The 23570-nt window shown below is 33.3% G+C and carries 21 protein-coding genes; 14 read left to right on the top strand and 7 right to left on the bottom strand.

The window, feature by feature from the left end:
• The 10 genes from secF (at position 1) to mfd (ending at position 12330) form a co-directional block, all read left to right on the top strand.
• Positions 1 to 972, top strand: coding sequence for a protein translocase subunit SecF (gene secF / locus FJR48_RS08565; RefSeq protein ID WP_152307726.1), 972 nt, complete (start codon positions 1 to 3; stop codon positions 970 to 972).
• A 223-nt stretch (positions 973 to 1195) separates the two neighbouring features.
• Positions 1196 to 1534 (top strand): DUF6394 family protein, encoded by a 339-nt coding sequence (locus tag FJR48_RS08560; protein ID WP_152307725.1) that lies wholly within the window; start codon positions 1196 to 1198, stop codon positions 1532 to 1534.
• A gap of 12 nt (positions 1535 to 1546) precedes the next feature.
• Positions 1547 to 4000: a leucine--tRNA ligase gene (gene leuS / locus FJR48_RS08555; RefSeq protein ID WP_152307724.1), complete on the top strand. Its 2454-nt coding sequence runs from the start codon at positions 1547 to 1549 to the stop codon at positions 3998 to 4000.
• Positions 4001 to 4002: 2 nt separating this feature from the next.
• Positions 4003 to 4524, top strand: a complete 522-nt coding sequence (gene lptE, locus FJR48_RS08550; protein WP_152307723.1) for an LPS assembly lipoprotein LptE — start codon at positions 4003 to 4005, stop codon at positions 4522 to 4524.
• A 2-nt stretch (positions 4525 to 4526) separates the two neighbouring features.
• The gene (locus FJR48_RS08545; protein WP_152307722.1) at positions 4527 to 6077 is read left to right on the top strand and encodes a GGDEF domain-containing protein; all 1551 of its coding nucleotides are present in this window, start codon (positions 4527 to 4529) and stop codon (positions 6075 to 6077) included.
• Between the two features lies 1 nt (position 6078).
• The gene (locus FJR48_RS08540) at positions 6079 to 6915 is read left to right on the top strand and encodes an HDOD domain-containing protein (protein ID WP_152307721.1); all 837 of its coding nucleotides are present in this window, start codon (positions 6079 to 6081) and stop codon (positions 6913 to 6915) included.
• Positions 6899 to 8038: a folylpolyglutamate synthase/dihydrofolate synthase family protein gene (locus tag FJR48_RS08535; protein WP_152307720.1), complete on the top strand. Its 1140-nt coding sequence runs from the start codon at positions 6899 to 6901 to the stop codon at positions 8036 to 8038. The genes FJR48_RS08540 and FJR48_RS08535 overlap by 17 nt, the downstream gene beginning before the upstream one ends.
• A complete protein-coding gene (locus FJR48_RS08530) occupies positions 8039 to 8995 on the top strand; it encodes a M23 family metallopeptidase (RefSeq protein WP_152307719.1) in 957 nt (318 codons plus the stop codon).
• Entirely contained in the window at positions 8992 to 9339 is a 348-nt protein-coding gene (locus FJR48_RS08525) for a bactofilin family protein (RefSeq protein ID WP_241856044.1), read from the top strand. Before FJR48_RS08530 ends, FJR48_RS08525 begins: the two co-directional genes overlap by 4 nt.
• Positions 9340 to 12330 (top strand): transcription-repair coupling factor, encoded by a 2991-nt coding sequence (mfd, locus tag FJR48_RS08520; protein WP_152307717.1) that lies wholly within the window; start codon positions 9340 to 9342, stop codon positions 12328 to 12330. It begins immediately after the preceding gene.
• A gap of 12 nt (positions 12331 to 12342) precedes the next feature.
• Here mfd and FJR48_RS08515 read toward each other — a convergent pair whose 3' ends face one another.
• Positions 12343 to 12960, bottom strand: coding sequence for a CPBP family intramembrane glutamic endopeptidase (locus FJR48_RS08515; RefSeq protein WP_152307716.1), 618 nt, complete (start codon positions 12958 to 12960; stop codon positions 12343 to 12345).
• A 188-nt stretch (positions 12961 to 13148) separates the two neighbouring features.
• On the opposite strand from FJR48_RS08515, the gene FJR48_RS08510 reads away from it, so the two are divergent.
• Together FJR48_RS08510 and FJR48_RS08505 are read left to right on the top strand one after the other, a co-directional pair.
• Positions 13149 to 13520 carry a hypothetical protein gene (locus tag FJR48_RS08510; RefSeq protein WP_152307715.1) on the top strand — a complete coding sequence of 124 codons (372 nt, stop codon included), beginning with the start codon at positions 13149 to 13151 and terminating at the stop codon, positions 13518 to 13520.
• Between the two features lie 92 nt (positions 13521 to 13612).
• A complete protein-coding gene (locus FJR48_RS08505; RefSeq protein WP_152307714.1) occupies positions 13613 to 14422 on the top strand; it encodes a TIGR00282 family metallophosphoesterase in 810 nt (269 codons plus the stop codon).
• Here the strand turns inward: FJR48_RS08505 and FJR48_RS08500 are convergent.
• Positions 14419 to 14865 (bottom strand): hypothetical protein, encoded by a 447-nt coding sequence (locus tag FJR48_RS08500; RefSeq protein ID WP_152307713.1) that lies wholly within the window; start codon positions 14863 to 14865, stop codon positions 14419 to 14421. The genes FJR48_RS08505 and FJR48_RS08500 overlap by 4 nt on opposite strands.
• A 385-nt stretch (positions 14866 to 15250) precedes the next feature.
• Between FJR48_RS08500 and FJR48_RS08495 the strand changes: the two genes are divergently transcribed.
• Positions 15251 to 15928: a response regulator transcription factor gene (locus FJR48_RS08495; protein ID WP_152307712.1), complete on the top strand. Its 678-nt coding sequence runs from the start codon at positions 15251 to 15253 to the stop codon at positions 15926 to 15928.
• Complete coding sequence (locus tag FJR48_RS08490) at positions 15922 to 17313, top strand: HAMP domain-containing sensor histidine kinase (RefSeq protein ID WP_152307711.1); 1392 nt, start codon at positions 15922 to 15924, stop codon at positions 17311 to 17313. Before FJR48_RS08495 ends, FJR48_RS08490 begins: the two co-directional genes overlap by 7 nt.
• Here the strand turns inward: FJR48_RS08490 and FJR48_RS08485 are convergent.
• The 5 genes from FJR48_RS08485 to FJR48_RS08465 all read right to left on the bottom strand — a co-directional run bounded on the left by FJR48_RS08485 (position 17294) and on the right by FJR48_RS08465 (position 23532).
• Positions 17294 to 19030 carry a DNA polymerase III subunit gamma/tau gene (locus FJR48_RS08485; protein WP_152307710.1) on the bottom strand — a complete coding sequence of 579 codons (1737 nt, stop codon included), beginning with the start codon at positions 19028 to 19030 and terminating at the stop codon, positions 17294 to 17296. The two genes, FJR48_RS08490 and FJR48_RS08485, sit on opposite strands and share 20 nt — an antisense overlap.
• A 54-nt stretch (positions 19031 to 19084) precedes the next feature.
• The gene (locus FJR48_RS08480; protein WP_152307709.1) at positions 19085 to 19966 is read right to left on the bottom strand and encodes a hypothetical protein; all 882 of its coding nucleotides are present in this window, start codon (positions 19964 to 19966) and stop codon (positions 19085 to 19087) included.
• Positions 19967 to 20018: 52 nt separating this feature from the next.
• Positions 20019 to 20768: a glutamate racemase gene (gene murI, locus FJR48_RS08475; RefSeq protein ID WP_152307708.1), complete on the bottom strand. Its 750-nt coding sequence runs from the start codon at positions 20766 to 20768 to the stop codon at positions 20019 to 20021.
• A 76-nt stretch (positions 20769 to 20844) separates the two neighbouring features.
• Positions 20845 to 22200 carry a transcription termination factor Rho gene (gene rho / locus FJR48_RS08470; protein WP_152307707.1) on the bottom strand — a complete coding sequence of 452 codons (1356 nt, stop codon included), beginning with the start codon at positions 22198 to 22200 and terminating at the stop codon, positions 20845 to 20847.
• 120 nt (positions 22201 to 22320) lie between these two features.
• Entirely contained in the window at positions 22321 to 23532 is a 1212-nt protein-coding gene (locus FJR48_RS08465; protein WP_152307706.1) for a hypothetical protein, read from the bottom strand.
• Between the last annotated feature and the right edge of the window lie 38 nt (positions 23533 to 23570).

The raw sequence follows: 23570 nt of genomic DNA, 5'->3' as shown, positions 1-23570 counted from the left end.
ATGGAATTTTTTAAATATACGAAAACCTTTAATTTCATGGGCAAGTCAAAACTTGCAATGGTTTTATCTATTGTTTTAGTTTTAGGCTCTTATGTTTTATTGGCTACAAAAGGTTTGAATTACGGTGTCGATTTTGCAGGCGGTACTGTCATACAGGTAAAGTATGACAAGAATGCACCTATTGACGATATGAGAGAGAAGCTAAAGTCTAATAAACTTTTCGATGGTGCATCTATAACAGAATTCGGCTCACCTGATGAGGTAGTTATCCGTATGAAAAGTACAACGGCTAGCGTAACCGTTGATATCGGTGATGTTACACGCGAAGCATTAAGCGGTACGGGTAAATATGAGATTCGCCGTGTAGATATAGTGGGTCCAAAAGTTGGAAACGAGTTAAGAGAAAAAGGTATTATGTCTTTAATTTTAGCTACTATCGGGATTTTAATCTATGTAGCATTTAGATTTGAATGGCGTTTTGCCGTTGCATCTATATTTGCTCTTGTACATGACGTCTCGATTGCTCTTGGAGCTATAACGCTAGTGGGACTTGATGTAAACTTGGATGTATTGGCAGCACTGCTTACGATTTTAGGTTATTCTCTAAACGATACCATTATCGTTTTTGACCGTATTCGTGAAGGTGTTTCAGAAAATAGAAATTCAGATTTGGCAGATAGTATCAATGAATCGGTTACACGTACTTTAGCCCGTACTACACTTACATCTTTGACTACATTTTTTGTTGTATTTACGCTGTTTATGTTTGGAGGCGAGATTATTCACTCTTTCGCGTTTACTTTACTTGTAGGTATAGTCGTGGGTACTTATTCCTCCATCTTTGTTGCATCTCCTATACTTATGTGGTTTGGTTTTTCAGTTAAGAACTACCATGAAAAGTTAGCTAAAAAAGCTCAAAGAGAAGCAGAAAAAGAGCGTATGCGTGCTCAATATGAATCCGGAGTGATGTAGAAAAATCTACACCACTCTTTATCCCCTTTTAATTTTTCAGTCACACCTTAACAAATTTTTAGTATAATCACTCACTTAAACAGATTGTAAAAGACACTAGTGTCTTGAGCTTCCCGCTGAGGGAAACTAAGCGTTAGCGAAGATAATGGAATTACTTCTATTATCGTAAAATTTAGATGAAGGGTTTCCTTCATTTTATACTATAAAATTAAGGAATTAAGAGATGGATTGGGGTAAAGTAATATATGTGTTTTTCTCACTGATGAGTTTGACATCAATCGCGGGTTTTTTATATGAACACAGTGCAGTAGCACTTTTTGTAGCGGCAAGTTTAAACCTTGTATCAACATTTTTGAAAATCGGTGTTAGAAATTTACTCTCAGCAGAACTTTTAGCATCTTCTCTTGTAGCTGATTTACACCTCATTCCGGCTTTTATATACCTTCAAGTTATCGGTAACTTAGAATGGGCAATCGCATTGACAATCGGTGCTTTAATAGCAAATATGTTCTCGGTAGGTCTTGTATATATTGAGAGTTCAAAAATAAATGACGAATATTAGGAAAGAATAAATTTGGAATACAATTCACAACAGATAGAAAAAAAGTGGCAAAATTTTTGGAAGGAAAATAGAAGTTTCGAGCCGGACAATGATTTTAGTAAAGAAAAAAAATATATATTAAGTATGTTCCCGTTTCCAAGCGGGCGTTTACATATGGGTCATGTTAGAAACTACTCAATCTCAGATGCATTTGCACGTTATTACCGTCAACAAAACTTTAACGTACTACACCCGATTGGCTTTGACAGTTTCGGTATGCCGGCTGAAAATGCAGCTATCAAAAACGGTTCACATCCAAAGGGCTGGACTTACGACAATATAGACTATATGAAAAATGAGTTTTATTCACTCGGATTTTCATTCTCACGTGAGCGTGAACTTGCAACTTCTGATGAGTTATATACGAAGTTTGAGCAAGGTTTTATCATCGATATGTTTAATAAAGGTCTTCTTTATAGAGAAAAAGGTCTTTTAAATTGGTGTCCTCATGATCAGACAGTTCTTGCAAATGAGCAGGTTGTTGATGGCTGTTGTTGGAGATGTGATACTCCTATCGTTAAAAAGGATATGAACCAGTATTACTTTAAAATAACTCAGTATGCAGATGAATTATTAGATGATTTAAAAAAACTTGAAGAGGGTTGGCCGAAACAAGTTCTTACGATGCAGGAGAACTGGATAGGAAAATCAAACGGTTTAGAGTTTGATCTTTATTTTGATGACGATTCTAAGGCAAAACTAAATAATACTTTCGAGTCTTTTGATGTATTTACTACTCGTCCCGATACTATCTATGGAGTGTCTTATACTGCACTTGCACCTGAACATAAAATAGTAACTTATATGATTGAGAACAAGCTTTTAAGTGATAAAGTTATATCTGAAATCGAAGCTATGAAAAATGCTTCAAATATAGATAGACAAAAAGAAAAAGCCGGAATCGATTTAGGTATCCGTGTGAAGCATCCGCTTTTAGATAAATCTGTGCCTGTATGGATAGCGAACTTCGTACTTATGGATTACGGTAGCGGTGCCGTTATGGCGGTTCCTGCACATGATGAGCGTGATTTTGATTTTGCAAAAAAATATGATTTAGAGATAAATGCGGTTATAAATCCTAAAGAGGGTAATCATGATTTTGCATCAAGTGCATATACTGAACGCGGAATTTTATTTAACTCTGGAGAGTTTGATGGAATGGATTCTAAAAAGAGCCAGTACAACATCATCAAATATTTTGAAGATAATAAAATAGGCAAAAAAACTACAAACTACAAACTTAAAGACTGGGGTGTTTCACGTCAGCGTTATTGGGGTGCTCCTATCCCTTTTGTTCACTGTGACAAATGTGGTCTTGTTATGGAGAAAAAAGAAAATCTGCCGATTGCACTTCCTGAAGATATAGAGATAACGGGTGAGGGAAATCCCTTAGAGAAACATCCGACTTGGAAACATTGTTCGTGTCCTGAGTGTGGCGGTGAAGCTGTACGTGAGACTGATACTATGGATACCTTTGTAGAATCTAGCTGGTACTTTTTACGTTTTTGTGCAGATGCTAAAAACTGGGAAACTGAGGCATTTAGCCAAGAACAGTTAAAATACTGGATGGGAGTTGACCACTATGTAGGTGGAATTGAACATGCGGTTCTGCACCTGCTTTATGCACGCTTTTTTACAAAAGTTTTCCGTGATTTAGGATATTTAGACTTTGATGAGCCTTTTGACAGACTACTTACTCAAGGAATGGTACTTAAAGACGGTGCTAAAATGTCAAAGTCGAAGGGAAATACGGTTGATCCTGATGCAATTATAGAAAAATACGGTGCAGATACGGCAAGACTTTTTATCCTTTTTGCAGCTCCGCCGACGCAAGAGTTGGAGTGGAACGACTCTGCAGTTGAGGGCGCTTACAAATTCATAAAACGTTTTTACGACAGAGCTTCTAATATTGTTGCGACAGATACACTCCCTGATATAGAACACTCTACACTAAGCAAAGAAGAAAAATTTGCCCGTAAAAAAGTGTATGAAGCACTTCAAAGAGCCAATGACGTATTTAACGAGCGTTATACTTTTAATACGATGATAGCTGGTGTAATGGAAGCTATGAATGCTTTAAATGTACAAAGTAATGCAGATGTTTGGACAGAGGGGTATTGGATATTAAGCTCAATAATGGAACCTGTTATCCCTCACGTTGCATCTGAGATAAGTGAGAAATATTTTAATCTAAATAACTTTGCACCTCAAAATATTTTAGATGAAGTTTTTGTAGAAGACTCTGTAACTATGGCAGTCTCAATCAACGGTAAAGCAAGAACAGAGATTGAAGTGGCAGTAGATGCGGATAAAGAGAGCATTGTAGCTGCTGCAAAAGAAGCAGGTGCTAAATGGCTTGACGGCAAAGAGATTATTAAAGAGATAGTAGTGCCTAAAAAGCTTGTTAATTTGGTTGTAAAAGGTTAAGTATGAACTCAGCTGTTGTAAAAATAGTTTTAACGCTTGTTACTATATCTCTTATAACAGCTTGTGGATACAGACCTAGTGCTAAGTTCTCACGTGAACTACTTGGTCAAAAGATAAGTACGGAAGTCAGTATATCTCTACAAGACCCTCAAAATACGGTTTTAATCAAAGATGCTGTAGATTCTGCCATAGTAGAAACACTTCAATCATCTCTAACGACTAAAGACAAGTCGGATGCACATTTACAGATCTCTATAAGCAACCCTAGTTATTCACCGATACAGTATGATGCAAACGGGTATGTTATAGCTTACAGAATGACGGTAACTTTAAAGATTATAAAATTTCAAGACGGAAAATCGAAATCTTATAGTTCAAAAGGCTCATATGACTTTAGTGTAACGCCAAATGCTGTAATAACCGATCAAGAACGTTTTGATGCAATTGAGTTTAGTGCTTCTAAGGCTATTGGTTCATTTATTGCTAAGATATCGGCAGAGGGTGCAAGAAATAAAAAGGAATAGCAATGACAATTCAAAATATAATAAGTAAAGCTATTAAAAGGTTGGAAGTTGAGGGGAAATTACTAACGCCTGATTTTTATGCAGAAGCATTTTGCAAAGAAGCCACGATTGCTAATATGAACGTCGAAGACTGTTCACATTTAGAAAAATATACCTCCACTCTAAACAAAGAGTTTCAAAAAGAGCTACAACAATACAGAATCAAAACTATGAGCGAATTAACTCGTTTTTTAGTAGCTAGGTTAAACAGAACAAACCAGTCTGTTTGTTCAGAAACTTTAGAAGCTCAAATGTTGTTTACAAAAAGAGTTCTTCAGGTTGTAAGCGAATTACATAATAAAGAAGCCAGTGATTTGGCTGCCAAAAGTTTAGTTTTGCTTGATTCAAATCCGAATATTGCACAAATTGAGCAATTTAGACAATTATGGACAAATTTTATAACTTCGTACGATAACTCTTTTTTGCAAAAAATAGGGATTAAAGATAAAAAAGATTTGAAAAAATCTATAGAATCAATTGAGATGACATGTTTAGAGTCAGATCCAAATTTAATAGAATCTGAATCGATGCATAATGTAGCTTCTTTGTTGGTCTCATCCTTAGTTCCATCAATTGCATCCAGCGTAAATGAAAAAATAGCAAACTTATCTCATAAAATAAGAAGAAAACCGGAGTTATTGTCTTCGGCAGCTGTTGAAAATGAGATAAAAGAAGCGATAAAACTCAGAATTGCACTTGATAAAGAGAGTGTAAAAGAGATGGTCGAGTCTCTTGACGGTGTACTTGATAAACTCTCTATAAGACTTATCGAGATGATAGAGAGAAGCGATAAATCTACAACAGAGATTGAAGGTATAAAAAAAGAGTTAGAAAAATATAATGAAGAAAGTGAAAACTCAAAAGTTAATTTTAAATTAGCACATAAAAAACTTTACACTTTAGCTTTAGCTCTTGAAGAGAGTACGAAAAATTTAAGTACTGATTTAAATTCTCATAACAATGAGGTAAAAAGACTTTCAAAAAAAATAGAAAAATTAGAAAATCAACTTAATGAAGCCAGAGCCGAATCAAAAGAAGATTTTTTAACCAAGCTATATAATAAAAGGGCTTTAGATGAATTTATAGCCGTAAAAGAAGCAGAGTATGAGAGATATAACCGTAATTATTCAATTGTAATGCTAGATATTGACCACTTTAAGTCGGTAAACGATAATTATGGACACGATGCAGGAGATGCAGTGCTTTATGCTTTTGCGAAGATAGCAAAACAAGAAGCAAGAACTGTCGATATTATAGGACGTTTCGGCGGTGAAGAGTTTATGGCATTACTTAGTGAGACGGATGCAAAAGGTGCACTTATATTTGCCGAGAAAGTTAGAAAACACGTTCAAAAAGCAAAATTTATGTATAGAGGAAATCGTATAGAGGTAACCGTAAGTGCAGGTATAGGTGAAAGAAAACAGCATCCATCTTTAGAAAGCACTATTAAATGTGCCGATGAGAACTTATATAAAGCAAAAAAGAACGGACGAAATCAAGTAATATATAAATAAGATGACTTTTGAAAAAATAATTGAAAATATAGATACTCTTCCTCCACTTTCAAATGCGGCAAATGCCGTTAGAAGTATGTATGCAAGTGGACTTGAGATAATGAGCGTGCCTAGCTTAGTTAGGGTTTTAGAATCCGATGCAATGTTAATGGCTAATTTACTAAAAGTAATAAATGCTCCATTTTACGGACTAAGACAAAAAGTTTTAAGTGCAAGACAAGCCGTTACTTTACTCGGAACACACAGGATATATATGTTTGTAGTTAAGTACTCAATCGATGAGACTTTAAAAGCAGATACCAGTGTATATGGTTTTGATACAAAACAGTTTAACGAACTATGTCATCTACAAAGTGCTTTAATGTTTCAATGGTATTCACGTGTTAACGATTCGGAAGTAAAACTTTTATCGCAACTTGCTTTAATAATGGAATCCGGTAAGTTATTATTGGCAAATGAAGTAAAAAAAAGCGACTATATAGGTGAATTTAGAAAAGCTTTTAACGAATGTGAAGATATTGATAAGTTTGAAAAAGAACTTTTGGGAATTAGTACATACAGAATCTCCGCAGAACTTTTTAAACACTGGAATTTAGAAGAGCACTATGTAAATACTTTGCTTGCTTTGGATTATGATGAAGAGAAACTAAAAGAGATAAACTTTGATTTAAAAAAATACAGAAATCTAATAGATATAATCAGAACGGCTATAAATGTTAAAGAGGTTTTGAGTGAAGACTCAATATTAAAAGCTTCAAAAAAAGTTGCAAGAATGGGTTTGAGCAAAGGGATATTTGAAGAAACGGCCAATAAAATAAAAGATGCATACTTTAACTAAATTTTTAGACTCAAAACCTCTGTTTTACGATGAGATAGATTATAATCGATTTCCAAAAACATACAAAAAAATAAAAAAATACATCAATATTCCAAAGATTGTGCATCTAATAGGTACAAACGGAAAAGGTACAACGGGCAGGTTTTTAGCAACTGCTTTATTTAACAATAATTATAGTGTAGGACACTATACATCACCTCATATTTTAAAGTTTAATGAGCGTATTTGGATTAACGGCAGTGACGTAAGTGATGAGGTTTTAGAAGATGCACATAAAAAACTCTACACACTCTTAGATAAAGAGGACTCGGATGCACTTAGTTATTTTGAATATACTACTTTACTTGCGATGCTTGTTTTTGAGGGTTGTGATTTTGTCGTGCTTGAAGCAGGACTCGGTGGTGAATTCGATGCTACTGCGGTATTTGAAAAAGAACTTAGTTTAGTTACGCCGATTGACTTAGACCATCAGGCTTTTTTAGGTTCTACTATAGAAGCAATTTCAAAAACTAAACTTAATTCTATTCAAAACAATGCAATAATATCAAAGCAAAAATATTCTAAAGTTTATGATATAGCTTCGCAAATGAATAAAAATATAATAAAAATAGAAGAACTGTTAAATAAACAAGATTATAAAAAGATTGACAAAATAGCCGATTTTTTATCTTTAGCTTCATATTTAAAAGAAAATTTATCTTTAGCAATTGGAGCTTTAAAGTTTCTTGGTATTGATTATAAAAAGTCAGATTTTAAAGATGCCAAATTGTTTGGAAGGTTGAGTAAAATAGATGAAAATATTATTGTAGATGTGGGGCATAATCCATTGGCAGCGTCTTCAGTAGTTAAAGAACTTGCACCGCAGAAGTATATTTTAATATATAATTCTTATAAAGATAAAGACTATGAAATGATTTTAAAAATACTAAAACCGATAATTAAAGAGGTTCAAATAATAGATATTGAAGGGGAGCGTATAGAAAATAAAGTATCGCTTCATAATATTTTAAAACATTTAAAGATAGAATACTCACACTACTATAAAACCGAGCCGAACAACAAATATTTGGTATTTGGCTCATTTAGTGTAGTTGAAAGATTTTTAAAAGAGTATATTAATTAGATGAATAATCACTTTACGATTACTATTAACGATGATAACGGTGTTAAGCAGTTTAACCTGCATCAAATAGTAAAAAAAGTTATTTGGTATATTTTAGGTTTTCTTGCATTTATAGGAATGTTTGCCGTTAGTACCATACTATATTTAAATTATTCCGTAGAACAAATTGAAGTAAAACGTCAAAATATGGAAAATGCATATGCTGAACTAAAAGCCAAAAATAAAGACTTAGATGAAAGTATGAAAGAAACTCAGGTTGCACTTTTTCTAAAGAAAAAAGAGCTAAACGAAGTTTCTGATTCATTATCGGAGATTGAAACACTTATAGGAATGTCTCCTGTAGAAGATAGTTCTCTTCAAGAAAGAGTTACTAAAACAAAACTAAATTCAGAACATATGGCTTCATTACTACAGTTTATACCAAACGGTTCACCGGTAACATATGAAGGTATTACAAGTAAGTATGGCTACAGGATACATCCAACACTAAACAGAAAAGAGTTTCATCGTGGTTTAGATATGCGTGCAAAGATGAAAACACCTGTATATGCGACGGCAGACGGTGTAGTGGAATATGCAGGATATCATAAAAAAAGCGGGTTTGGAAAGTTAGTAATACTCGAACATAACTACGGATTTAAGTCGTATTACGGACATTTAAACAAAGTAGTAGTAAAATACGGAACATTTGTAAAAAAAGGTACCCTGATAGCATATTCCGGAAATTCAGGAATGAGTAGTGGACCTCATTTACATTACGAGCTAAGATTTTTACACCGCACGGTTAACCCGTTTTACTTTGTAAAATGGAATGTACAAAACTATAAAGCTATATTTGAACAGGAGAAAAATATACCATGGCAATCTTTAATAACGGCGACAGCACACATCAAAGTACCACAACCGACACAAACACAACCATTATCACGGCTGGCACTTCGATCAAAGGCGAAATGAATCTAAAATGTAACCTGTACGTAGATGGTGAACTTGAAGGTAAAATAAACTCTACAAAAGAGGTAAATATCGGCAAACACGGTCACATAAACGGTGATGTTACTACAAAAAGACTAGTAGTTCAAGGTTTTGTTGAAGGTACGCTTCATGCCGATCGTGTGGAAATTAAAGCAAACGGTCATGTTAGAGGTACTGTTGAAGCTTCCGAGTTAGTTATAGAAGCAAAAGGTATTTTTGAAGGTAACTCAATCGTTAAAGGTGTAAAAGAAACACCTGCAGCTGCAAATTTACCGAGTAACAACCTTTCAAAAGAAGATATCGACAAAGAAATAAAAAAGGCGTAGATGTCTCAGAGTATTTTTTTTGAGTATCTAAGTCAAAATAAAAAAACAGATTTAGATATATTAATTTGTGAAGATTCTGAGGAGGCACGCTCTTTAGAGAGCGTCGCCAAATTTTTCAAGCAAGATGTTTTACTTTTTCCGGATTTTCGTCCGGCTTTCGGCGATGACTTACGTGTATATAAAGAAGAACTTCATACACTTTTTTCATGTTTAAGACGCTATAACAATACTGATAAAAAACCGATAATTATTTCTCCCTTAAAAACACTACTGTTTTATATGCCAAAACCTGAATTACTGGATTCTTTAGTCTTGGAATTTGGCGGAAATATTGATTTAAAAGCTTTTAAATCAAAAATGCTTCATTGGGGTTATAACTTTGTAGATATGGTTCAGGTCGAGGGTGAAATATCATTTCGCGGAGATATTATAGATATCTATGTACCTGCATCTGAGCTGCCTATTCGTATATCTCTTTTTGATGATGAAATAGAGCAGATTAAATATTTTGAACTTGAATCCCAACGTACGCAAAAAGAGGAACTTGACAAGTTTGAGGTTACAAGTGCGTTTTTCTCTTTAGATGAAAGCTCATATGATGAACTCTCCCAAAAAGCAGAATCTAGTGAATACGAAGCACTTGTAAAAGATATAGCATCTCTAGGTCTTTGGCATCTAGATGATAAATCTTATAATTTTTTAGAAGGTAAAAAAGTAAAGTTAGTTCGTAACTTAGATGATGTACTTATAGATGCATATGCACTTAATAATCCTCAACTCTATCGTGATGAGTTTAATTTAGAAATATTAAAAGACTCTGATGATTACAAAGAGTTGGTAGTAGCGGATGTTCATTCACTGCTAAAGGTTCATAAAGATAAAAAAATAACCATAATAGCGGCAAATGAAGCCGTAATGAAACAGGTCGGATTGTTTGAGCTTAAAAACGTAACAGAAGTTTATGCTCCGTACATTTTAAACATTTTAACGCCTGATGAGATGGTTATCTCCCTGAATAAACCTGATAAAAAACGTCGTCGTAGAAAAAGCTCGATTTTACTGGATGATTTGAAAAAAGGTGATTACGTAGTACATGAGGACTACGGCGTAGGTATATTTGAATCTATCGAGCAAACTGAGATTCTTGGAGGGGTTAAAGACTTTATAGTTATCAAGTATATCGGCGATGACAAAGTTTTACTTCCAGTTGAGAACTTAGACTATATAGACCGCTACATAGCTTCAGGCGGTTCGGTTCCGGTACTTGACCGTCTTGGAAAAGGAAGCTTTGGAAAACTAAAAGATAAGGTTAAAAAACGTCTTTTAGAGATTGCAGGGGTTATAGTAAATACCGCAGCTGCACGTGCACTTATAAAAGCTCCAAAAATTGATATAAATAAAAAAGAGTTAGAAGAATTTCAGAAAAAAGCCGGATTTGATTATACCGATGACCAGACTCAGTCGATAAATGAAATAATCAATCAGATGAGAAGCGGTCATATTATGGACAGACTGCTTAGCGGTGATGTGGGTTTTGGTAAAACTGAAGTTGCCATGAACACTATATATGCCGCGTATAAATCGGGTTATCAGTCGGCTTTAATAGTTCCGACGACACTTCTCTCAGCTCAACATTTCAGAAGTCTGGATGAGCGCTTTAATGAGCTTGGCATCAGGTATGCAAAACTAGACCGTTTTGTATCTGCAAAAGATAAAAAAAATATAACTGCCGCACTTGCATCCGGTGAGCTTGATTGTGTGGTTGGAACTCATGCACTTTTTGGACTTGGATTTAAAAAACTAGGCGTTGTAATAGTAGATGAGGAACATAAATTTGGAGTTAAGCAAAAAGAGAAGATAAAAGAGCTTTACCATAATGTGCATATGCTTAGTATGTCTGCTACTCCGATTCCACGTTCACTAAATCAGGCACTTAGTTCCATAAAAACAATGAGCCAGCTTCTAACACCTCCAAGTGCAAGACTGGGTGTCAGGACTTTCGTTAAAGAGTATAGTGAGAAACTTATAAAAGAGGTTATACTTCGTGAGCTTCGACGTGGCGGACAGGTTTTTTACGTGCATAACTCGATTGAGCATATGCCTATTAAACTAGGTGAAATTAAAGCAATTCTTCCCGAGCTTCGCGTAGTGATGCTTCACTCTAAAATCTCAGCCGTAGAGACTGAAAAAGAGCTTCTAAAATTTGAAGCTGGCGAGTATGACATGATGATAGCGACAAGCATCATAGAGAGTGGAATCCATATGCCTAGGGTAAATACCATCATAGTTGACGGTGCTGACAGATTCGGTATCGCAGACCTGCATCAGCTTCGCGGTCGTGTTGGTCGTGGGTCTTATGAGGGCTTTGCATACTTTATAGTCGATAATAAAGAAAATCTTACAGATGAAGCTAAAAAACGTCTTCTTGCACTTGAATCAAACTCATTCTTAGGATCTGGTTCAGTACTTGCGCATCACGACTTGGAGATTCGTGGGGGTGGAAACTTGGTTGGAGATGCACAAAGCGGGCACATTAAAAACATAGGTTATTCACTGTATCTAAAGATGCTTGAAGATGCCATTCGTGAACTTAGCAATACCCAAGAATCTTCTCGTGATAAAGTAGATATAAAACTTACAATCTCAGCGTACTTGAGTGATGATATAATCAGCGAAGACAGATTAAGACTTGATATATACAGACGTTTATCCGCCTGTGAAGAGAGTGTTGAAGTTTATGAGATACAAGAGGAAGTGATAGACCGCTTTGGTGAGCTTGATGCACCGACTCGTCAGTTCTTTGAGCTTATGGAGATAAAACTTCTTGCACTTGATAAAAAGATAAAAAATATCTCTAACTATGGACAAAATATTACTCTTGTATATAAAAATGATAGCAAAGAGAGTATCAAATCAAACTCTAAAGATGATGACGATATTATAAAAGCTGTGCTTTATTATCTAAGAAATGCAAAGCCGAAGACTATTTAGTCTTTGGCACACTTAATACCCATTATTATGATAAAAAAATTCCCCTAAACCTACAGTAAATATTAGCACCCCATAAAGTGAGTGCTCGATTATTACAAGTATCAAACACTCTGTTTTTTTGTAGGTACTTGCAAAGAGTAAACCGCCGAGAATTGTAAAAATCACGGCTAAAATATTTCCAAATGCTACATGTACAAAACCAAAAGCAAGTGCATTTGCCCATATGATAGTAAATTTAGAGAAGTTTAAAGAGTATCTGTAAAAGAAAAACTGCCTAAAAAGCAGCTCCTGCGGGATAACCGAAAATAGAGGATAAAATATAATGACAGCTAAGTAAATATAGGGCTGAGTAACTATTAATCCAAAAAGCTTATTGGGATATAGAAAAAAAGTAAAGATAAAGATTATAGAACTTATAACGATAAATCTTTTTAGTATATAGTTAATATCTTCCAGTTCAAAGCTGTTAGCAAATATAACTTGTCCCTTTACCCTTAGTATAATATAGGCATAGAGAGATACTAGCCACAAAGATGGAATTATCATATACTTTGGAAGTAGATGCAATAAAAAAAGCAAAGGAAGCAATATAAATATTGCACTAAATTCTAGTATGAGTTTTATTTTCATGCGGGGATTATAAATAAATATGATTACATTTTTATATCAAAAAGTTGATTTAGCACTTCTATAATTAAATTTATTAAATAATATTCTATTACATTTTTATTACATTTTTTTTCCATATATTTTTACGGTCAGTACTTTTAAGTGCTACATGGTTTTTTTTAACCAATACTTTAAAATATAGGAATAATATGAAAACTAGATACAAGTTAATAACAACGACATTAGTTGTAGGGACATTATTAAATACAGGTTGTAGTATAAAGGATACAAAATCTACGGATAAAAAAGCACAAGAAGTTATTAAGAAAAAAGACTCAGATATCTCTGCAAAAGAAGTTATTAAAAGAAATACAAGTTTAGAAAAAGAGATCTCTTCGACTAAGACTGAAATAACAAGCCTTGAAAAAAAAATAAAAGAAACTAACCCAGGTAAAAAAAGAGTAAAAATTGTTAAAAAGAAAGCAGAGTTAGAAAAACGAATCGAAAATCTTCAAAATAAACAAGTTGATAATGCTAAAGCATTTCAATTGTCTCAACAGAAAAAAAATATTAGTATATAAATATAACTATTACTTTTTATAAAATATAGTGTGGATTAAGCGACTTTGTAAATTATGGTAGAATTCGCATAAATAAAATGAAAAGATAATAGATGAGAATAGCATTTATAGGCGATATAGTAGGAAAACCCGGACGTGAGATGTTAAGAGACTACCTTTTTATACTCAAAAAGGAGCATTCTATAGATTTTGTTATAGCAAATTATGAAAATGCATCTCACGGTTTTGGTTTAACGAGCAAAAATGCAAATGAACTTTTTGCTTACGGAATAGATGTTATGACCGGCGGTAACCACTCTTGGGATAAAAAAGAGGTAGTAGCTCTTTTTGACACACATGAGATTCTTCGTCCACACAACTACCCCGATGAGGTAGAAGGAACCGGATGTAAGGTTTACGATATCGGGAGTGAAAAACTGGCAGTTTTAAACTTAATGGGGCACTACGCTATGCCGATGTGTGAGAATGGTTTTCGTGTGGCACAAAGTACGGTTGCATCTTTGCACGAAGAGGGTGTAAAAAATATATTTGTAGATTTTCATGCCGAAGCTAGCAGTGAAAAACGTGCTATGATGATGCTACTACAAGGAAAAGTGTCTGGAATTATAGGTACACATACACATGTAAGCAGTGATGATTTCCAAATAGCTAATGGGACAGCGTATTTGAGTGATATCGGTCTTACCGGATGCAGGGATAATGTAATAGGTATGGATGCAAAGACACCTCTAAAGCAGTTTCTAACAGGTATGAAAGGTCACTTCGATATCCCTAAAAAATGTAAAAAGATTCTTCAAATGGCCGTTATGGATATGGAAGATGGAAAATGCTCAAGCGCATATAAACTAAAAGTATTTGATAACGGTAAGATTATAAAAACAGATGCTTGGTTAGAGGATTAGGCAGTTAAGCGATAGTATTTGTCGTTATCGGTATAAGTATTTATCATCTTAGCTCTAAGCATTGGTTCTTTAAGAACTTTTGCAGAGTTGTCTTCTATCTGTTTAGCGGTTTTAGGATACTTTATCATCAAAGAAAACATACTAGAGTTTGCAGCATAAGCTATCGGTGCTTTTATCTGAGAGTTTACGGTAGAGAATTTACTCATATTTGATAAAGAAGATTCTTGTTTAAGTTGAGAGTTTATTCTCTCTTTTGTACTAAGTATTTTGTTTTTTAAAATATAATTTACATTATTTGTCTGCGTAAGTTTTGAAGTGTTTGCATCGGTGCTCTTTGCAAGAGTCTTTTCAAATAATTTGGAATCGGAAAAATCCCTCTCATTTTTTAGAGTTTTGTTATTTGTATTTGTACTTAAGTAAGTATTATACGACGAAATAAACAAATCAACACCTTATTTACACTTTTGTTAACCATTATATTTTTTTATCATTTAATTTGTACTTAATCTAATATATTAAATTGTAATCATTTTGCTACTATATTTCAAAAAATATTTTTACTAAAATAGTATTGTGGTTTTAGAAATTGCCTTAGTTCGTATAATATAAACATTTTTAAGAACTTGAGTAAGGTAAGAAAAAAACTCTTAAACTATATGGCATTAGGACTTTGGATTACATTTTTGTACGGGTTAAATAAACCCGATGGGGAAACATATAATAAATGTAATAAAGTCCTAAGCAAACTTCTTAACTTATTCTTTCCTTTGAAACCTTTTTGTAATCATATTTTGATACAATATTTACCATATTTATATCGAGGGAATAATGAGTGCAACAATTGTAATAGTTGAAGATGAAGAAGATTTACTTGAACTTATAGAATACAATCTTGAAAAAGAAGGGTTTGAGACAATTGGTTTTTTAAATACAAAAACAGTATCTCAAATTATTGATGAAGAAGATATAGACTTACTTATAATGGATAGAAACCTCCCGGGGATAGAAGGTAGTGAGTTTGTAACTCTTTTGCGTGAAGACGGAATCCAAATACCTGTAATTTATTTAAGTGCAAAAAATACCGATAAAGATATTGAAGAGGGTTTTGAGAGAGGCGGCGATGATTATTTAACAAAGCCTTTTAACATGAAAGAGCTTATTCTTAGAGTAAAAGCAATGTTAAAAAGAACAGGTAAGAAGTTAAATGACGGTGGTAATCTTTCATATAGAGACCTATTTTTAGATTCATCATCAAGAACTTTAAAAGTAGATGGTAAAAATATTGAAATAACAAAACTAGAATTTGATTTGCTTAGCGAGTTTATTAAAAATAAAAATTCGGTACTAGACAGAGACTACCTTTTAGAAAATGTATGGAGTGACGGTGGAGATTATCAATACCGCACGGTAAACGTGGCAATTAACAGATTAAAAGAAAAGATAGACCCGGATAAAACAAAAGAGTATATTCAAACGGTTCGCGGTGTAGGGTACAAACTTTGTTAAAAATTTATCAACTTTTTAACATTAAATTTGTTGCTCTTTTTGTGGGCATAATGTTACTTACGTCAATAGTATCATATGTAGGTTTAAAGTCTATTATCGTTTCTTACAATACGGAAAACTTAAAAAACGTTATAAAAATATCTGCAGACTTTTTGACAAAAGTAGAATCTTTAGAAAAGTTTTCTCAAAAAATACATGATAAAACAAAATACCGTGTAACTATAATAGATGCAGACGGTAAAGTTATAGTAGAAACAAATGAAGATAAAACAACTATGGATAATCATTCACACCGTTACGAAGTGATGATGGCAAATAAATTAGAGTTTGGCGAGTCTGTTCGTTACTCAAAAACTATAGGCGTAGATTTTTTATATGTTGCAAAAAAGATTATTTATAAAGATAAATCATACACATTACGTCTATCTATGGGACTTGCTAAAGTTTTAAGTCATTTTTACGAGTTGAGTATAAAAATAGGTTTAATATATATTTTTATTTTAGTCATATCTTTTTATACCTCAAATAGAATGAGTCAAAAAATTATAGAAGATATTGGAAGAATAAAAGTTTATCTTGATGAAATATCAAATAAAAACTATAAAGCTAACTTAAAAGTAAAATATTTTCATGAGTTTTTAGAGATATCGTTACTACTTAAAAATCTTGTTAAAAAGCTTGATAAACGGGATCGTCAAAAACGTAAGCACATGGCTAAACTTAGACTCATGAATAAACAAAGAAACGATATCTTGTCATCTATATCCCATGAGTTTAAAAATCCTGTAGCATCTATTGTCGGTTATGCACAAACACTTCAAGACGATCCGGATATCCCTCTAAAAGTGCGTCAAAAGTTTTTATCTAAGATTAACTCCAACGGAGAGAAAATATCTAAGATGCTAGATCGTCTTGCGCTTTCGGTTAAACTTGAAAACGGTGATATACCGACGAAACTAACAAGCTTTAATCTAAAAGAACTTTGTGAAGAAGTGGTTACAAACATCTCATTAAAATACAGAGATAGAGAGATAAGCTTTTCAGCCGAAGATATTAAAATAAAAGCAGACAAAACTATGATGGAGTTAGTACTTACCAATTTGGTAGATAATGCTTTAAAATATTCGGAAGCACAAGTAGAGTTGAAGGTAGAAAACGGCGTCGTATATGTTGAGGATAGCGGTATAGGTATTCACAGTGAACATATAGATAAAATTACTGGAAAATTTTACAGGGTAGATAAAAATACTTGGGATAACTCTATGGGTATAGGTTTAGCAATGGTTTCTTATGTACTTAAATTACACGATACGGCTTTAAACGTAAAATCAGAACCGGGTAAGGGTTCTGTATTTAGTTTTAGTGTTAAATCTTTGATTGTATAGTTATTTTATTTGCTTCAAAAAGCTCTATAGCTTTAGCAACCATAGGGTCGTCTTTAATATCAGGCGGATTTAACTCTTTGGTATCGTCACTACTTTGACAATCTGTTACACAAGATGCACTTCCGCCCATCTCTGCATCTTCAACCATAGAAGTACTTTGTGGTCCGTTAATGTTGTTTTGCGGAATTGGTTGCGGTGTCACAGGTTCTTGTAACACAGGTTCTTGTTGCTCAACAACTTCTTTGACTTCTTGTTTTTCCTCTAAATCCTCGGGAGTTTTAGAACAAAGCGTATGTTTTATCTGTGTTTCAAATCCAAATAGTTCTCTTACCTCTTGTTTTATGGCAGGAAAACCATGTCGAAGTGTTTTTTTACACTCCTCATTTGCACAACTCTCCCATGTTAAAACACCGTTTTCAAACGATTTAAATTCTACGCTTTTTTCAAAACATTCGCCAAGCTGGGCATTTCTGTCTCTTACATTTTCTACAAGTTTATTAAAAAGTTCGGTATTTGGATCTGTTTTTTTTATTATAGGTTCTACAATCTGTTCTTGAGGTTGTATATCATTAGTTTGTTCCTGTTGGGTATTTTCTTTTTGAGATTTATCCATACTAATAGGCTCTATATCCGCACGTGGTGTTTGAGATTGAAGAGACTCTATCATCTGATCTATCTCTTTCACACGAAGAGCTTCAACCATTTTAAAAAATATTAGACTTAGAACAAAAGAACCGTCGGCATTTATTGCAAAAAGAGATTTTGAATCACTAAGGATTCTAAAGAACCTGTCTATAACCAAGGTTGAAAAAAGTGCATCGTTGTCATACATACGTTCTTTTACATATGCAATAAGTTCATCGACAACCATCTCGCTTTCATAATCTTCGAGTATTTTAGTTAGTTCAACTATTTTTGCATAATCTTTTGAAAAAATAGCATTAAAAATTTCAGCTATGAATTTTGGATCAACAAGTCCTAACATATCGGTAACCGTATTTACATCGACATGACCTTTTGAGTATATAATAGCCTGATCAAGCAGCGTTAAAGTATCACGTAAACTTCCACTACCGCTTCTTGCCAAAATCTCTAATGCATCCGTTTCGTAAGATATATTTTCCAGATTCAATATGTGTATAAGATGATCAATGACTTTGCTTTGAGCGATACTTTTAAATCTAAAGTGTTGAGTCCTACTTAAAATCGTAGCCGGCAGTTTTAAGGGATCTGTCGTAGCCAGTATGAACTTAACATATTCAGGCGGTTCTTCTAGCGTTTTTAAAAGGGCATTAAATGCTTCTTTTGTAAGCATGTGGACTTCATCTATAATAAAAATTTTAAATCTTGCAACTGAGGGTTTATATTTTGTTTGTTCGATTAAATCGCGTATATCGTCAATTTTTCTTGAGCTTGCCGCATCCATCTCTACTATATCTACATGACGATTCTCTAACGCGTTTACACAGTTTGAACATATGCCGCAGGGTTGATGGGTTACACCGTTTTGGCAAATAAGGGCTTTGGCAAAAATACGTGCAGTTGAAGTTTTTCCACTACCGCGAAGACCCGAAAAAAGGTAAGCATGGCTTAACCTGTTTGAATCAAGTGCAAGAGATAGGGTCTGGGCAATACTCTCTTGACCTATAAGTTCATCAAAATTTTTTGGTCTGTATTTTCTAGCTAGAACTTCAGAATTTCCCACACATGACTCCATCTTTTTAATAAGATTGATTTTATCATTTATAGTGTTAAATTCTTATAAGAGATATTAAGATTTCTTTTTGGAATATACCATCTCTTGTAGCATCAAATAATCTTCATGCATAACTTTATCTAAAAAATATAACTCTTTACCGCCGTTTACAAAGAGTCTGTTTATCCAAGTGTCTATATTATTTATAAGCTTTTCTATTAAGGTTATTTTCTTTTTATTGTTTGTTAAAAATTTGTCCGTATTTTGTATTAGTAAAACTAAAAACGAATCAATAGTTTTACTAAACTCCGATACCTGTTTATAGTACTTTATATTTAATAAAAACATTGACAAAGATGAGCGAAGCTCTATCAGTATATCTTCGGTTATACCTAGTTTTTTACCTCTGTAGAGTATGTCATGCAAGTCATCGTTTATCCTTATAATGTCATTTAAATCTTCATCATCTATAAAGTTGTAGGGTTTAATAAAGTTTGAATTTGTATTAGGTTTTGATGGTTTGAATGTAGGTGAATTTAGTTTTTTCTCTATCTCTATATGATCTTGTTCAATCTTTTGTATAAGTTTTTTAGAGACTTCTTTTTTTAGTTTTATTGTCAATTTTTTATTATCATATTTGTACTTTAGAGATGATTTGGAAAAATAAGAATCAAGTGATTTTATCACTTTCTTATTCCATATGGTAAAGTAGATATTTGAATCATTTTCCTCAATGATAATTTCAAAAAATTTTGCTTCGTCTTTAAGTATATATGTATGCGTAAAGTTATAAAGAAGTTCAATAAATATGTGTATATAGCGGTTAGAATCAATATTTGAATTTAAAAAATCCCAGAACTGGTCTAAATCTTCTTCGTTCTCTATCGAAATAACATATTTGACGCTATTAATATTTTTATCTTTATAAAGATTTATAATATTTCGTTTTTTTCTCATTCTGCATCCTTTTATAAGTGCAGAATTTTAATTATAAAAAATTTCGAAATGGTTACTTAAGATTTAGCCAGTTATGTGCAACTGATTTTAAAGCTTCAGGGTTTTCAGATGCAAAGAATTTTAGTATAGTTTTTGGATGTTTTTTTGTAAAATTAAATTGCTTTTGTAGATGTTCTACTATAGCTTCACCGGAGTGAATAAGTTTTGTATCTTGACCAAAGTACTTTTGAAGTTCATCTTCAATAAGCGGAAAATGAGTGCATCCAAGTATAAGTGCATTTGGAGAATTTTTTATATCTGAGAAGTAGTGCCTAAACGAGGCATCTATAAGCTCCCCTGAGAAAATATCTTCTTCAACAAGCGGTACAAAAAGCCCGGTCGCTTTTGCATCCAGATTGGTATAACCAAGATCACAAAGACCAATCTCGTATGCTTTTGATTTTATAGTAGCTTTTGTACCTAAGATTAATATATTTGAGTCTTTATCTTCAAGTGAGTTTTTACAAGCCAAAATACCGGCTTCAACTACACCGATAACGGGACATTGGGCAGATTCACGCATCTCTTCGAGTGCATAGGCACTTACCGTATTACAAGCTACTATAATAAGGTCTAATTCAAAGTTTTTAAAAAATTCTATAGCCTCTATTCCGTAACGGATTATGGTGTTCTTATCTTTTGTACCGTAAGGTACGCGGGCAGTATCTCCGTAGTATATAATCTCTTCGAAGAGTTTATGCTCAAGCATGGATTTTACAACAGTTAATCCACCAATACCAGAATCAAATACTCCAATTTTCACTATTTCCTCCTTTAGCAAAAGAGTAAATCTTTTGCCAAATTCCTATTCACTAAAGCTACGCCTAAAGGCGAGAAATTTACTGAGTATTCATACTCTCTAAGAATTCGTCGTTGGTAGTCTTTTTACCCATAGTTGTATAGATGAATTTAAGTGCTTCAATCTCGTTGTCTTGTTTTTGCATCATAGAACGAAGTATAAATACTTTTTGTAGTTTATCAGGTCCGATTAGGAGTTCATCTTTACGAGTACCGGATTTAAGAACATCAATCGCAGGATATATACGTCTATCTGCAATTTTTCTATCAAGAACAACTTCGCTATTTCCGGTACCTTTAAACTCTTCAAAAATAACTTCATCCATTCTACTTCCCGTATCTACAAGAGCAGTAGCGATGATAGTCAGACTTCCGCCGTTTTCAATGTTACGTGCAGCACCGAAGAAGCGTTTTGGCTTGTGTAGTGCATTTGCATCTACACCACCTGAGAGTACTTTACCGCTTGATGGTGTAGCAGTATTATATGCACGAGCTAAACGAGTAATAGAATCAAGTAAAATAACTACGTCACGACCTTGCTCAACCCTACGTTTTGCACGCTCAATTACCATCTCTGCAACTTTAATATGGTTTTTGGCAGGCATATCAAAAGTTGAACTGTAAACTTCACCTTTTACGGAACGCTCCATATCCGTAACCTCTTCTGGACGTTCATCTACAAGTAATACCATTAAATCAATCTCGGCATGATTAGCACTAATCCCATGTGCTATCTCTTTTAAAAGCTCTGTTTTACCGCTTCTTGGAGGTGCAACGATAAGTCCACGCTGACCTTTACCGATAGGGGCAAACAAATCCATCATACGACCGGTCAAACCTTTTTCTTTATATTCTAGTTTAATTTGATCAAGTGCATATAGTGGAGTTAAGTTGTCAAAGAGTGGGCGTTTTTTGCTCTCTTCCGGAGGTAGATTATTGACTGCTTCTATTTTGATTAAAGCATTGTAGCGTTCCTGATCTTTTGGAGGTCTGACCTGACCTGTTACAACGTCACCGTTTCTAAGTGCAAAACGCTTTATTTGGGTATTTGAAACGTATGAATCGTTTTCTGAGTCGTTGAAACTCTTGTCGATTGAACGTATAAAACCGTAACCGTCCGGCATAATTTCTAAGATACCGCTAAAAAGGATATAACCGCCTTGAGCAGTTTGAGCCTTTAATATCTCAAAGATTAAATCCTGCCTTTTTAGCTCTTGTGGATGCTCTACGTTTAGCTCTTCCGCCAGTGCAATCAGCTCGTCTAAACTTTTAGTACGCAATTCATCAACACTTGCTCCGTTTGCAGGTTTATGAGAACGGGTCGAATTGTTGTTTTTACGGCTATTGCTGCGATTGTTAGTGTTTTTACGGGGTTGTTGTGAAGTGTTTTCACTCATAATAAAATATCTACCTTAATTTTTTTTCTTGGATTTTTTTTGTAGGGGTAATACTGGTTTTTAGAGATTAAATCTCTATATGTGCTGAAATTTTACTATAAATAGATTGCTAAAGTCAAGTTATATGGGTTTTCTTTTTGATGTAAGTGCCTTAACTAAGGCAGATTGTATAGATTGGTAAACTTTTTTATTTTGTTTTAGTGCCTTCTCTTCTCTGGCTATATCTTTTTTTATTCTTGCCTTATCTTCTTCAAGTCTTTTTGTACTGATTGTATCAATATTAGCTATATGTGCATTAAGATCGTCTATCTCTCTTTTATCCTCTTTTATGTCTAAACGAAGCTCTTGAATCTCATCATTTATATCGTATAAAGTTTCTTCGTCTTTATTTATTCTTCTTTTTTCCAACAAATCTTTTATTTTTTCATTGGTTTCATATATGTACTTTTCTATCTCTTGTCTTTCTTGAATGAGTTCATCTTTATACTCTATTGGAGAGAGGTTGTCTATTTTTAATTTTTCTAAATTTTTATTTACCTCTTTAAATCTTTTCTTTAGTAAGATTATCTTGTCTCTTGTTTTAAACCACATGGCTATTGTTCCAAAGAGTGCGGATGGATTATATTTTTGTCCTGATTCATTAACTATGGATGGTGCTTCGTAACGTTTATTATGTTTAATAATTACCTGACCGTTATAGTATTTAATCCAGTTCATTAAGTATTCATCCCTATAAGATATCGATTCTAGAATTTGATCGCTTATATGTGAAAATACTTCTACAAAATTTATGCGAAATATATAACCTGCAAAACCTTTTCTAAATTCTGCATTTTTATCTTCAAAATCTATAAGTGCTTTTGCAATATAGTTTTGGACTATTGAGTATATGTTTTTTTCATAAAAATCGTTTGTCACTTGTTTTCTTATAAAAAGATATTTAAAAACTTCGTAAGATATATTTTTTATAAAAGTTTCCAATGTTGTTTTATCAAAGTACTCATTGTATAGTTTTAAGAGTTCATCTTCAGAGTAACCGTTAAATCTTCTCTCAGTCGTATCTCTTTTTATATTTTGAATTATTTTAATAACTATTTGTTCTTTTTTTATAAGAACCAAGTCTTGATCTTCGAGTTCAAATGCAGTGCGAACGGCCTTCTTTATAAACTCTTTTTTATTTATACTTCTGTCTTGTAATAGTTTTACTTGTTTGATGATGTCTGAAAATAATTTTCCATTAATAACGGTTAAATCTTTAATATCTTTGTATTCAAAGTCTATTAAATCATGATTATCGTTAATAATATTTACAAGAGATTGAAAAGCCGTCATTAAATATCTTTTTAGAATTATTTTTTGCAATTCTACCT

The organism is Sulfurimonas lithotrophica, from assembly GCF_009258225.1.
Lineage (GTDB): Bacteria > Campylobacterota > Campylobacteria > Campylobacterales > Sulfurimonadaceae > Sulfurimonas > Sulfurimonas lithotrophica.
The sequence above is the reverse complement of the archived record's forward strand: the minus strand, read 5'-3'. Positions and strand labels throughout refer to the sequence as shown.